We start from the raw sequence: 13,492 nt of genomic DNA, 5'->3' as shown, positions 1-13,492 counted from the left end.
TTGTAATACTAGACACTTAAATAAGTAGTAATCTTATTTAAGTGTTTTTGGTTTGTTTTTTTAATTTCCATAATACAGTTTCTCAAAATTTAGGGTCACTACATAAATATCATAAATACAAAACATAACCGGTGCACGAGCGCCGGTTTTTTTTGATTTTTAGGTGCGTATTCCCTAACCGGACAACATAAGTTGAAGCCCGTCCTCATAAGATGTATCAAACATACCTCGCTGAGGGGGCTGAACAGGATGAATAAAAATTCCGGAATCAAGCAGCGCAGAGAAGAACGTATACAGCAGCTAATCGCGGGAAGCAAAGCGGAGACGTATCCCTCTGGCATATATCAGAACAGGCACGGGGATAAAGATATGAAGTCGATGCCTATAGTCAGTGCCAACTCGCCCAGAGACCCAGAAACTGAGTGGAAAAATGAGCGGCAACGCTGGCAGCAATCTTTTGGGACGAATCGTGGTCCGTCTTTTTGGACTTCCTTTTGGCGAAGATTAGTCATAGCAACGGTGTTATTTGGAATGGTATGGGGAATGTTTCGTTGGGATATTCCCTATGCAGTGAATTTGAGAATGTTTATTGCGGATGCCTTGAATAAGGATATGGATTTTGCAGCCGTCGGACAATGGTATGAAACTTATTTTGACGGAGCTCCTTCCTTTTTGCCGATTTTTGGCGAGGAGCATGAAACGCACAAGGTTGACGCAAGTCGAAAGGGATCTCCACCGATCGAAGGCAACATAACACAGCCTTTTGTACTGAGCCTTAAAGGAGTAGAAATTACGCCGAATGTTACCGACAACGGGGCAATCGCTGTTAAAAGTATAGATGCAGGACGAGTATTAGACATATTAAATCATCCCAAAAGCGGGATTTCGGTTACAGTTCGACACACTGGCGGTATCACAGCAACTTACGGAAGGCTTTCCCGCTCTACCTTAAAAGTGAACGACTGGGTTCAGGAGGGGGATGAGATCGGTGTACTGCCAGCAAGTCACAGTGGCAGCGAGGCGGCAACTTTGTTTTTGGCAGTTCAGAGAGGGGATCAATACATTGACCCGTCGGAAGTGGTAGCCCTTGATTAATGTCCGAGGGGTGACCTTATCATTACATCCACTGTTTGTATTGGTTATGCTGACCTCTATATTAACTGGACATTTTATCGAGATCATAACTTTATTTACATTGGTGTTTATTCATGAGCTAGGTCATGCGACAGCTGCTTCGTTGTTGGGCGCGCGGGTGCTTTCCATACAGATGTTACCCTTTGGAGGAGTGGCGGTCATTGAGGATCAGGGGAAGCTCAATGCGTGGAAGGAGATTGTCATTGCGCTAGCGGGGCCCCTGCAAAACGGAATCATGATCATCATCCTTTTGTGGTTCAGAAATGTGAGTGGGCTGGAGTATGATTATGTAAATTATATAATTCAGGGGAATGCAGTTATTGCACTGTTTAATTTGCTGCCCATTTTACCACTTGATGGTGGAAAAATATTACAGTCATTGATTAGCTTATCTTGTTCTTATCACCGCACATTAGTGTGGACTTTTAGAGCCAGTATCGTAACGAGTCTGCTATTTTGTATGTATGGTATTTCACCGTTGTTAAGGCAAAATGGACCTATGCATTTAAATCTGCTGGCGGTAGGGATTTTTTTGCTTTATTCTAATATTGTGGATTATCGGAATATCCCTTACCGTTTTATACGGTTTTTGCTGGGGAGGGACGAGCTTTTTTACCGCGAAGTAGCTAAGGGGAGTATTGCCTTACCTATTGTATCCCTGCCAGTGAAACATTTGGAGCCTATTTTGCGTCTTTTCAGAAGAGATCGGTATCATATGGTTTATGTTATGAATGAACAGGGACGGATTGTAGCCGTACTGCCGGAGCAACGTCTTATTCGCTCTTATTTTGCGACACGCCCGCCAGATGGTGGAGAACCCAAGCCCAAATAATGTTTTATGAGTTAAGGAAGAGGCTGTATCCAGAGAGGTTGAAAAACCATGAAGCAAATGATTGTACAATGCCAGCAGCAGATGACCCAAATGGCGCTGTTGGAAGAGGGACGATTGGTTGAATATGCGGCTGAACTACCGCGAAAACGGGGAATTCTAGGTTCTTTTTTCAAAGCGAGGGTGGTCAATGTGCTACCAGGTATGCAAGCCGCCTTTGTTGACATTGGACAGCGAAAGAATGCCTTTTTGTATGTAGATGACGTACTTCATGCTCATTTGGACAAGCAGCCGGAGGTAAAGCCATCCATTTCAGAAGTGTTAAAGGTGGGGCAGGAAATTGTAGTGCAGGTATTAAAAGAGGCTGTTGGTAGCAAGGGAGCCAGGGTCACCACTCATTTTTCACTTCCGGGTCGCTGGATCGTATATATGCCCCGTGCTGATTATGTGGCCGTATCCAAGAAGATCGAACGTGAGGGCGAACGTACCCGTTTGAAAGCAATGGGAGAGCAGCTACGCACAAGTGAGGAAGGACTCATAATCCGTACCGTTTCGGAAGACATGAGTATAGAGGCGATTGAAAATGATTTAAATCAATTGCGTAAGCAGTGGGCGGCTATTCAGCGTAAAGCTGGTGAACACTCGGCTCCGTGCGAATTACATCGGGATTTAAGTATCGTTCAGCGATTGATTAGGGATGTGTTTACACCTGAACAGGATGAACTGGTTATTGACAGTGAAGAGCAAGCAAAGGACGCAGAAATAATGCTGCAACAGATTGGTCCTGCGAAAGCTCATGTAAGTATATTTCGTGGTGCAGAAGAAACAATTTTTAAAGCTTATGGCATTCATGAGCAGCTGGAACGCGATTTTGCGCGAAAGGTATGGTTGCAGGGCGGCGGTTATATTGTCATTGATCATACGGAGGCATTAACCGTCATTGATGTGAATACGGGGAAGTTTACGGGAGGCAGTAATCTGGAAGAGACGGTGACCCAGACTAACATTGAAGCAGCCGAAGAGATTGCCCGCCTGGTACGTGTGCGTGATATTGGTGGTATCATCATCATTGATTTTATTGACATGGAACAAGAGGAGAACCGTCGGGAAGTATCCTCTGTGTTGGAAGCAAGATTGAAGAAGGATCGGACCAAATCTTATGTTGTCGGTTGGACGCGGTTAGGTTTGCTGGAAATGACCCGCAAAAAAGTGCGTGAGGAAAAGACGCTCGTGTAGAGTGGTGCGAAACCAAAAATCATTTTAAAACTAAAGGTTGAATGTGTACAAAGCTTGTGCTACAATCATTTAGTATGTGTGATGCGTAAGATTGGCTGCACATGCTGTAACCGCTCCAATCAGGTACTGAAGTGCAGTATCCTAAGGGAATCTGTCACCTGCTATTAGGCGAGTCTGAGACATAAGGAGGTGCAAGCAAATGTACGCAATTATCGAAACAGGTGGTAAGCAATACAAAGTTCAAGAGGGCGACGTATTGTTCATCGAGAAGTTGGAAGCTAATGATGGTGAAACTGTAACGTTTGATCGTGTTCTGGCAGTGTCCGGCGACAATGGCTTGACAGCAGGTACACCGCTTCTTTCTGGAGCTTCTGTAACAGCTAAAGTTGAGAAGCATGGTCAAGGTCAAAAGGTCATCGTATACAAATACAAACCTAAAAAGAACTACCATGTGAAGCAAGGTCATCGTCAACCGTACACGAAAGTGACGATTGAAAAAATCCAAGCGTAAGAGGGTGCGATAAGTGATTATCGTGCGTATTACACGACTGGAGGATGGCAGCATACAGGGGTTTTCCGTTAAAGGGCATGCGAATTTCGCTAAATCTGGCGAGGATATCGTATGTGCTGGCGTTTCAGCGGTAACGGTAGGAACTGTCAATTCGATTGGAGCTCTTACGGACGTTGAGATGGAAACGGAAATGGAAAACGGCTTTTTAAGCGCGTATCTTTCTCCTGAAAGTTATCATGATGCGAACGCACAGGTTCAACTGTTGCTGGAGTCCATGGTGATTATGCTGACAAGTATTGCTGAATCATACGGTAAGTATATTCAAATAGAAAATAATCAAAGAAGGAGGTAGACATCATGTTGAAATTGACATTGGATCTTCAATTATTCGCATCGAAAAAAGGTGTAGGTTCCACAAAAAACGGACGTGACAGTAGATCGAAACGTCTTGGAGTGAAACGTGCTGACGGTCAAGCAGTTACCGGCGGTAGCATCCTGGTTCGTCAACGCGGAACGAAAATTCACCCGGGCACGAACGTGGGCATCGGTAAGGACGACACTCTGTTCGCGAAAGTGGACGGCGTTGTGAAGTTCGAACGTTGGGGCCGTGATCGCAAAAAGGTGAGCATCTACCCGATCGACGTTGCTCCAGTAGCAGCTACTGTAGAAGCTTAATAGCGGCTTAGACACGCTGAAAAGCCTCCGGCACTTTTGTCGGAGGCTTTTTTGCATGATGGTAATGAACTGGAAAGTTAGTCTGTGCTATACTGGATTAAGGTTCTTTAATAATCCATTTAATTTCGCAGAACGGAGAGAAGCCATGTTCCAGCGGATAAGAGCGCCTTATCTGGCGTTGGGTTCCATTCTGATTCCTTTGGTTTTTTCACTGCTCTATCCTGAAGTATTAACGATTATCTTATTAGCAGTATGGTCTGTAGTTGCTGCATGCTTTGGTATGTGGTATACGCAAAGACAGGTTGAGTATGAGCGGAAAGCTGCTTTGCGTTCTTTTGAGCGTACAGCGATTTCAATGCTTAACCATCATCGGCATGACTGGATGAATGACTTGCAGGTGCTTTATGGATATATTCGTATGAATAAGCATGATAAATCTGTTGCTTATGTGGAAACAATAAAAGGGCGCGTGGCGGAAGACAGTAAAATATCTAAGTTGGGTATTCCCTCACTGGTGTTTTATTTGCAGTCTTTTCGCGTGAACGCCGGTAATTTACAGTTGTCGGTACAGGTTGAGGAGCAGTTAAAGTTAGACGCTGTCATGTCTCCCGAAGACGGCGAGTCGCTTGCCTCGGCCGTCATAGAAACGGTGCGTGCGTATCAATATGGCGGGGGCCGGTCGTCCTGGGGAGAAGTGCGCAGATTGACACTTTTTTTCGGTATGGATCAGAATGATGTTATCGTCCGTTTTGAAGGAAGTGACATACCTGCGGATTTGAATATCCTGAAGCGGGTCAGATCCGTACTCGGAAGTGAACGCATTCGAACAGAGAAGCTCCCTACGGGCGAAATGCTTCAAATTCGGATGCAGTGCCAGACATAAGGAAGGTGTAACCATGTTTGTAGATAAAGCGAAGATTTTTGTTAAAGGCGGTGACGGTGGGGACGGATTAATTGCGTTTCGCCGTGAGAAATACGTTCCTGAAGGTGGCCCAGGTGGTGGTGACGGAGGGAACGGTGGAGACGTAATTTTCCGTGTAGATGAGGGTTTGCGTACCTTGATGGATTTTCGGTACCAACGTCATTTTAAAGCCCAGCGTGGAGTGAAAGGTCGTAACAAAAGCCAACACGGAGCCAATGCGGAGCACATGATCGTACGTATACCACCGGGAACGGTCATCATAGATGATGATACTGGTGAAGTAGTAGCAGATATGACACGTCATGGTCAACAAGTCGTCGTAGCTAAAGGAGGACGCGGAGGACGCGGGAACATCCGTTTTGCTACACCGAATAATCCAGCGCCTGAGTTGGCTGAGAACGGCGCAGAGGGACAAGAACGTTATATCACGCTTGAGTTAAAAGTAATGGCTGACGTAGGTTTGGTCGGGTTCCCTAGTGTAGGGAAGTCTACCTTGTTGTCGGTTGTATCTTCCGCAAAACCGAAAATTGGGGCATACCACTTTACAACGATTACTCCGAATTTGGGCGTTGTGGATGTGGGGGATCATCGTAACTTTGTGATGGCGGATTTGCCTGGTTTGATTGAAGGAGCTCATGAAGGTATTGGGCTGGGACATGAATTTCTGCGGCACATTGAGCGGACGCGTATTATTATCCATGTCGTGGATATGGCGGGCTCCGAAGGACGTGATCCGTTTGAAGATTGGACTAAAATTAACGACGAATTGAAGCAATATAATGCAACATTGGCTGAGCGTCCACAAATTGTGGCGGCCAATAAAATGGATATGCCGGAAGCGGAAGAAAACCTGACTCACTTCAAAGAGCAGATTGCTTCTATACGTCCTGATCTTGAAATCATGCCTATTTCCTCACTGACACGTCAAGGTGTGAAGGAACTGCTCTACCGGGCTGCTGATTTGCTGGATCAAATACCGGACGAGCCGGTTGTTGAGGAAGTAGCAGAAGTCAATGAACGTAAGGTATTTAAGCTGGATACAGCAGAAGACGATGGCTTTACAATTGTACGTGAAAACGACACATTCGTGGTGCAGAGCCCTAAAATTGAGCGCATGATGAAGCGCATGCAGTTGAACTCGCATGATGCCATTTTGAAATTAGCAAGAACGTTACGCCATATGGGTGTGGATGCTGAGTTACGCAAGCGTGGCGCCAAAGATGGTACATCTGTACGCATTGCTGATTTCGAGTTCGAATTTGTTGAAGGCAGCAGCTACTACTAAATTTCAAATAAAGTTCTAAAACCTGAACGGTTACTGTACTATAGGAAACTCTATAGAAGGCAGTAGCCGTTTTTTGCATTGTTTGCTTGCCGATTTTCAAGAGTTTCGATATAATGTCCTCTATACAAAAACATAAGTCTTTGAGGAGAGGACGTTCTTGAAAGAGCGCTATTACTTGGTACGGGAAGATATTTTGCCTGAAGCAATTGTTAAGACCATACAGGTGAAACTGCTGCTGGCTTCAGGAGATGTTAAAACCGTGCATGATGCCGTGGAGCAAGTTGGGCTAAGCCGAAGCGCCTTTTATAAATATAAGGATGGCATACATTTGGTTAATCAGCTGGAGCGTGAGCGAATTGTCAATATCTCTATTGATTTAGAGCATCAATCCGGAATGTTGTCCAGGGTGCTTGGCAGAGTGGCTGATTTCGGAGGCAATGTGCTGACGATCCAGCAAAGTATTCCACTGCAAGGCAGAGCCAACGTAGTCATCTCCGTAGAAATGTCCAGACTCAGTGAAGAGTTGGGTGTTCTACTGGAGGGCTTGGAAGATATCTCTGGAGTTAAACGTGTTCGCCTGATTGGGCAAGGTTAAGGCGATTCAGTTCATTAGACATAAGTTCGCGGGAGGGGAATGGATGAAACCGGTCAAAGTAGGATTGTTAGGTTTGGGGACGGTTGGAACGGGAGTCGTTCGAATCGTAGAAGGCAATCAGGAAGACTTGAGCAGACAAGTCGGTTCACCGATCATCATTGAAAAAATAGCTGTAAAAAACATAGAAAAATATCGTTCCATTGAAGTGGAGACAGCCAAGCTTACTGAGGACCCATGGGAAGTTATTCGGGACCCTGAAATTGATGTAATTATTGAAGTCATGGGCGGCGTTGATCAGACGAAGGAGTACATTCTTGAAGCGCTGGAGCGGGGGAAACACATCGTAACAGCAAATAAGGACTTAATGGCTTTGCACGGTTCTGAAGTATTAGCAAAGGCGCAGGAAAAGCAGTGTGATATTTTTTATGAAGCTAGTGTAGCAGGTGGTATCCCGATCATTCGTACATTAATTGAAGGCTTCTCCTCCGATCGCATTACCCGCATTATGGGGATTGTGAACGGTACGACAAACTTTATTTTAACAAAAATGAGTCAGGAAGGGGCCTCGTACGAGGAAGTTCTCAAGGAAGCGCAGGAGCTTGGGTATGCTGAATCGGATCCGACCTCAGACGTGGAAGGACTGGATGCAGCTCGTAAAATGGCAATTCTCGGCACGCTTGGTTTCCGCTCTAATGTAGAGCTCAAGGATGTAAGTGTCAGCGGCATTTCAAAGGTAACCAGTGAAGATATTGCTTTTGCTAAAAAACTAGGATATGAAATGAAATTGCTCGGCATTGCAGAGCGCCAAGGTGATGAATTTACGATTAACGTTCAGCCGACTATGGTACGCAAGCAGCATCCATTGGCTTCGGTGAACGGGGTATTCAACGCAGTGTATGTGCATGGTGAAGCAGTGGGTGAAACCATGTTTTATGGTGCGGGTGCAGGTGAAATGCCGACGGCAACATCGGTTGTAGCCGATTTAGTAGCTGTAGTGAAAAATCTCAAACTTGGTGTCAATGGGCTTAAAGCCATCGTTCCTTACAATCCCAAAAAAATTAGTAACGATGAAGATGTGTATTTCAAAAACTTCGTGCTTCTGCATGTGGATGATAAAGCAGGGGTGTTGGCACGGATTACGCAAGTATTTGCTGAATTTGATGTCAGTCTGGCATCTGTTGTGCAGCAACCGAATGAGGTTAACCCCGATGCTGAAATTATTATCGTGACTCATTTAGCCAGTAAAGCGAGTATGAAAAAGGTTTTGGAGCATTTTGAAACTTTGGACGTCATCCGTCGCATCAAGAGCGTATATCGAGTAGAGGGATAGTCAATAAAAGCAGGAGGAATTGTCTGTATGACCGTTTTAAAAACAGCAAGAGTGCGTGTGCCTGCGAGTACGGCCAACTTGGGTCCCGGCTTTGATACATTGGGCATGGCATTGTCCTTATATGCATGGATTGAAATGAAGGAGGCCGAACAGACGGCTTTTCATTTATACGGAAATGAAATGAATGGTGTTCCCCAAGATAAAACTAATCTGATTTTCAAGGTAGCACAAATGGTTTTTCGGGAAGCAGGTGTATCTGTACCTGAGCTCGATATTTCGATGTACTCGGATATTCCACTCACTCGTGGTTTGGGCAGTAGTGCTTCTGCCATTGTGGGCGCCTTGGTCGCTGCCAATACGTTGATTGGCTCACCTCTGCCGGATTCCAAACTGTTCGATATGGCAAGCGCCATTGAAAAACATCCGGATAATGTTGGAGCTTCCCTGTTTGGTGGTATTATTACAGCGATGTGGGATGGCGAGCATGCTAGGCATTTACGACTTGAACCGGATGCTAATTTGGAGGTTATGGTAGTTATTCCAGATTTTCAGCTATCCACGTCGAAAGCCAGAGAGGTTCTACCCGCGCATGTATCATTGAAGGATGCCGTATATAATATAAGTCATGCTTCCATGCTAGTAGCAGCATTGGCGTCGGGAAGAACCGATTTAATTGCCGAAGCGATGCGTGATCAGCTTCATCAGCCTTACCGTGCGGCGCTTGTGCCGGGTATGACAGAGATCCTGCGGGATGCGCACCATTATGGTGCCTTGGGTGTGGCTCTCAGTGGGGCTGGACCGACGCTGCTGGCATTGACGGATCAACGGGTGAATCGGAAAGCGGAGCTGGAGCAGTATTTAACGGATACCATGAACAAAGAGGGGATCACTGCTTCTGTTTTAAAATTGCGCCCTGAGAGTGAAGGAGTTAAAGTATATACAGAAGGGAATACACTCCCTTTTATGGATATGATTAAAGGGGAACTTACGATATGAAACGAATTGCACTTCTTCCTGAGGGGACCGTTTCTCATGAAGCGATTAAGTATTTGTTAGGAGATACGTCCCATGAATTACTGTTTTACAAGCATATTGCGGACGTATTTCAGGCAGTAGACAAGGGACAGGCAGACTATAGTGTAATTCCCATTGAAAATACGATTGATGGCTCTGTAAGTTTGCATATGGATTGGCTTGTACATGAAGTAGACATTCAAATGCAGGCGGAATGGGTATATCCTTCAATTCAAAATCTTATTGGACATCGTAGTGAGTTTACGAAGGATTTGGACAAGCTGGATTTGAGCAAAGTGGTCAAAATTATGTCTCATCCTGTAGCGCTTCCCCAGTGTAAAGAATTCATACAGGCTTCCGCTCCTCAGGCCGAGCTGGAGAGTGCAGGAAGTACGGCAGAAGCCGTCGAAATTGTTAAACATAACCCCGGTAAAGGCTGGACCGCTCTCGGAACCAAGCTCGCGGCTGCCAAACACGGATTGGATATTTTGGCCAGCAAAGTAACGGATCACGATAACAACTTTACCCGCTTTGTCTTGATCGGCCATCAACCTATAAGTCTCCCGGGTACACCTGAAGGTCAGCGAACCAGTATTTTGGTCACGCCACCGCAGGATTTCCCGGGAGCGCTGCATCAGGTTTTATCCGCATTTGCATGGCGCAGGTTAAATCTGTCCCGTATTGAATCGCGTCCGACCAAAAAGCAATTGGGGAATTATTATTTTTACATTGAAGTTTTGGAATCTCTGCATTCCGTTCTGCTTCCGGCAGCCTTTGCAGAGATTGAGGCTTTGGGATGCCATGTACGTATTCTTGGCTCTTATCCAAGCTACAAGTATGTTGAAGCAGCGATCGAACCTATTTTAAAGGAACATTAATCGGAGGTGTGGTTTTAATGGCAGAACAATGGATCTATCTGGATGGGCAGCATGTGACTAAGGAAAACGCAAAGGTTTCCGTATATGATCATGGATTCTTGTACGGAGACGGTATATTTGAGGGCATTCGTATCTATAACGGGAATATTTTTAAATGTAAGGAGCACTTGGAGCGTCTGTATGATTCTGCGAAGTCCATTCAGTTAAACATTCCGTTGTCTCCTGATGAGATGTTGGAAGCAATGGCTGAAACGATTCGTCTTAACGAAATGCGTAACGGATATATCCGTCTGATTGTATCCCGAGGTGCAGGAAATCTAGGTTTAGATCCTCTTCGTTGTGCGAAGGCGAGTGTCATCATTATCGTGGAACAGCTCGCCATTTACCCGGAAGAAGCTTACTTGACTGGCCTGAAGACAATTTCTGTCTCTCAGCGTCGCAACATCCCAGATGCTTTGAATCCGAAGATTAAATCATTGAACTATCTCAACAATATCCTCGTGAAGATCCAGTCTAACTATGCTGGTGTAGGTGAGGCTATTATGCTCAATTCCCAAGGGTATGTGACGGAAGGCTCTGCGGACAACATTTTCATTGTCAAAAACGGAGTGTTATATACACCTCCTTGCTATTTGGGAGCGCTTGAAGGGATTACTCGTAATGCTATTATCGATTTGTGTGCTAAGCTTGGATACCCCCTTAAGGAACAACCTTTTACACTGCATGATGTATATGTTGCGGACGAGGTGTTTTTTACAGGAACTGCAGCAGAAGTTATTGCAGCTTATGAAGTGGATGGTCGTACGATCGGCTCCGGCGTTGCTGGCCCAGTGACTTTGGAGCTCTTGGCTGAGTTCCGGAAGATCGTGGATAAGGATGGCTACAAAGTGTGGCAGGACTAAAATAAAACCGAATCCTTTTAGCTGAATGCTCGTGAGAGTATTCGGTTGAGAGGATTTTTTTGTTTGTATGGGGTCATTCGCCCGGGAGGTGCATAGGATGTAATAACAGAAGCCGGGCGTTTATCCCGCCCGAACGAAAGTCTAGGAGGTTTGTGACCTGTGAAAATACACATCGTCAAAAAAGGTGACACTCTGTACTTGCTGGCACAGAAGTATAATGTGACGCTGGAGAAAGTTATTGCCGCCAATCCCCAATTGGCAGACCCTAATCAGTTGAGCATCGGCGAGAAAATTAAAATTCCAACAGACCCTGTTACGATGGAAACACAGCCGTCAACGGTATATCAACACAAGGTTAAGCAAGGAGATTCATTGTGGAAGTTGTCCAAGGCGTGGAATGTACCGCTTAAGCTAATTATTGATGCCAATTCCCAGCTTAAAAACCCGAACGCACTTCTGGTTGGAGAAACAGTTAATATTCCACACTACAAAGAAGAGGCGTCTGATTTTACTGAGAATAAAAAAAATACCGCAGTCAAAGAAGAGATGACACAGCCTAAACCTGAATCCCCAACCAAGCAAGAACTTACCCAGCCCAAGGCGGAGTTGACGCAGCCTAAGCAGGAGAATATGCCTAGCCCTAAAGAAGAGATGACACAGCCAAAAGAAACAGTGAATCCTCCTAAGCTTCCTGAATTAAAACTGCCTGAAGTTCCTATGGCACCCGTAAATCCTGCTCCACCTCAAATGCAGCCCATAGTTACCCAACCGATTGCATCTAAGCCACAGCTTCCTACAACTGTTGTGAAGCAACCTGTAGCTGAAAAATTTTGCGGCTGCACAAAATCGGAGCCGATGGTAAATTCCGAGTGGTCGATACAACAGCCGACATTTGATTATAGCCCACAAATAAATGCAATGCCGAACTCGTGGTATCCGGGGATTGGGTCTCCACAAACTTTGGGGAATGCGCCTATAAATACCTCCTTAGCAGAATATGCCTCTCCTACTGTAGTTTCTGATCAGGGCTATCATCATGAATGTGAGCATCCATGGTGCTGGGGGCCTGTGCAGACATCACCCATAAATGCCTATCCAACACCTTATCCTGCCTATTCAGATTGCTGCGCCCCCGGATATTATCCGAGTCATGAGGCGTCTGAAAATGCATCCTACCCTGTCTATCCTCCCTTTATCCATCAAGGGCATCCGCAGCAGTATCCAGAGAGTACAGTCCAGGGCAGTCAATGGAGCCAGGCATGGGGAGGACCTCAATATGGTTTGCCTGCGGGTGGAAACGTGTCCGACTATAGCCAGCTACAAGGACAACAATCTGCGAATTCCCCTTATCATCCGTTTGCGCATGGGAATGCACCTATGTATCCATTAGAGGGATATACAACCCCCTATATGTTTATGCCAGACTGTGGATGCCGGGAAGATAACGTCCAGTCGGCACCAGCAATTCCAGGAACGCAGGAGATGGGTAACAATCTGACTATTGCATCCCAAAATGAAGTTGTTTCTTCTTCTAAACCAAAGGAACGTAGCGTGCGTAAAGGTAAATCAAAAGACGGTTCTGGCGGTACATCCAAAGAAGAGACGTCCAAAGCCAAGGTTTCCAGTAAAAATGCTAGCAATAAGAAGCAAAAATCCCATAATTCAAGTGGAGGAGAACCCCGTTCCTCATCCTATAATGCTCGTTCGCGTAAAAATCCATGGATTAAGGACTGACGTGTCTAAATGTAAAAAGAGAGGGACCTCCTAGTAGTGCCCGGTTTTACTATTCATTAAGAGAAAGAAATGAATGTTAAAGAGACTGTTATTCTGCTTGTGGGAATAATGGTCTCTTTATTTAAATGCAGTGATTTAAAGATGAAAAAAGAATTCAAAAAAAGGTGTTGCTATTTAGCGTATTTATGTGGTATATTCTTATAGATGTCTTTTACAAGATAGTTAGCAACACGAAAACAAAGCAGAATTGATTAAAAAATTCTCTTGAAAAAAAGTGTTGCAAAGACGTAGAAAACATGATATATTATTTAAGTCGCCGCTGAGATGTGGTGGTGAAACAAAGTGAGACATTATGCAGGTTTGATCTTTGAAAACTGAACAACGAGTGAGTAAAATGATTTTGTTCGCAAAATCAAACAAGAGATATTTTATCTCGTCAGTTTCAAC

At 45.1% G+C, this 13,492-nt stretch carries 14 protein-coding genes and 1 other annotated feature; all 14 genes read left to right on the top strand.

Features of this window, described 5'->3' with window-relative positions; translation table 11 throughout:
- The first annotated feature begins 249 nt into the window (after positions 1–249).
- A complete protein-coding gene (locus NSS66_RS18205; RefSeq protein WP_338532757.1) occupies positions 250–1,095 on the top strand; it encodes a M23 family metallopeptidase in 846 nt (281 codons plus the stop codon).
- Entirely contained in the window at positions 1,088–1,966 is an 879-nt protein-coding gene (locus NSS66_RS18200; RefSeq protein WP_023989949.1) for a M50 family metallopeptidase, read from the top strand. Before NSS66_RS18205 ends, NSS66_RS18200 begins: the two co-directional genes overlap by 8 nt.
- A 48-nt stretch (positions 1,967–2,014) precedes the next feature.
- A complete protein-coding gene (locus tag NSS66_RS18195; protein ID WP_023989948.1) occupies positions 2,015–3,199 on the top strand; it encodes an Rne/Rng family ribonuclease in 1,185 nt (394 codons plus the stop codon).
- 98 nt (positions 3,200–3,297) lie between these two features.
- Positions 3,298–3,385: a sequence feature (ribosomal protein L21 leader region), on the top strand.
- 13 nt (positions 3,386–3,398) lie between these two features.
- Positions 3,399–3,710 carry a 50S ribosomal protein L21 gene (gene rplU, locus NSS66_RS18190; RefSeq protein WP_013311592.1) on the top strand — a complete coding sequence of 104 codons (312 nt, stop codon included), beginning with the start codon at positions 3,399–3,401 and terminating at the stop codon, positions 3,708–3,710.
- A 13-nt stretch (positions 3,711–3,723) separates the two neighbouring features.
- The gene (locus tag NSS66_RS18185) at positions 3,724–4,062 is read left to right on the top strand and encodes a ribosomal-processing cysteine protease Prp (RefSeq protein ID WP_013311591.1); all 339 of its coding nucleotides are present in this window, start codon (positions 3,724–3,726) and stop codon (positions 4,060–4,062) included.
- A gap of 5 nt (positions 4,063–4,067) precedes the next feature.
- A complete protein-coding gene (gene rpmA / locus NSS66_RS18180) occupies positions 4,068–4,385 on the top strand; it encodes a 50S ribosomal protein L27 (RefSeq protein ID WP_013311590.1) in 318 nt (105 codons plus the stop codon).
- A gap of 145 nt (positions 4,386–4,530) precedes the next feature.
- Positions 4,531–5,268 (top strand): Spo0B domain-containing protein, encoded by a 738-nt coding sequence (locus NSS66_RS18175; RefSeq protein ID WP_013311589.1) that lies wholly within the window; start codon positions 4,531–4,533, stop codon positions 5,266–5,268.
- A 13-nt stretch (positions 5,269–5,281) separates the two neighbouring features.
- Positions 5,282–6,592: a GTPase ObgE gene (gene obgE, locus NSS66_RS18170; RefSeq protein WP_023989945.1), complete on the top strand. Its 1,311-nt coding sequence runs from the start codon at positions 5,282–5,284 to the stop codon at positions 6,590–6,592.
- Positions 6,593–6,749: 157 nt separating this feature from the next.
- Positions 6,750–7,187 carry an ACT domain-containing protein gene (locus NSS66_RS18165; RefSeq protein ID WP_013311587.1) on the top strand — a complete coding sequence of 146 codons (438 nt, stop codon included), beginning with the start codon at positions 6,750–6,752 and terminating at the stop codon, positions 7,185–7,187.
- A gap of 43 nt (positions 7,188–7,230) precedes the next feature.
- Positions 7,231–8,517 (top strand): homoserine dehydrogenase, encoded by a 1,287-nt coding sequence (locus tag NSS66_RS18160; RefSeq protein ID WP_023989944.1) that lies wholly within the window; start codon positions 7,231–7,233, stop codon positions 8,515–8,517.
- A 27-nt stretch (positions 8,518–8,544) separates the two neighbouring features.
- Positions 8,545–9,513, top strand: a complete 969-nt coding sequence (thrB, locus tag NSS66_RS18155) for a homoserine kinase (protein WP_075154646.1) — start codon at positions 8,545–8,547, stop codon at positions 9,511–9,513.
- Positions 9,510–10,409, top strand: coding sequence for a prephenate dehydratase (pheA, locus tag NSS66_RS18150; RefSeq protein WP_160789769.1), 900 nt, complete (start codon positions 9,510–9,512; stop codon positions 10,407–10,409). The genes thrB and pheA overlap by 4 nt, the downstream gene beginning before the upstream one ends.
- A gap of 17 nt (positions 10,410–10,426) precedes the next feature.
- Positions 10,427–11,311, top strand: coding sequence for a branched-chain-amino-acid transaminase (gene ilvE, locus NSS66_RS18145; protein ID WP_069079914.1), 885 nt, complete (start codon positions 10,427–10,429; stop codon positions 11,309–11,311).
- 159 nt (positions 11,312–11,470) lie between these two features.
- The gene (locus NSS66_RS18140) at positions 11,471–13,045 is read left to right on the top strand and encodes a LysM peptidoglycan-binding domain-containing protein (RefSeq protein ID WP_316244115.1); all 1,575 of its coding nucleotides are present in this window, start codon (positions 11,471–11,473) and stop codon (positions 13,043–13,045) included.
- Positions 13,046–13,492 lie beyond the last annotated feature (447 nt).

Origin of the sequence: Paenibacillus sp. FSL R10-2748, assembly GCF_038005565.1 — a bacterium.
Classification (GTDB): Bacteria; Bacillota; Bacilli; order Paenibacillales; family Paenibacillaceae; genus Paenibacillus; species Paenibacillus polymyxa_B.
Note: the sequence above shows the minus strand (reverse complement) of the source record. Positions and strands in the feature narration are given on the sequence as shown.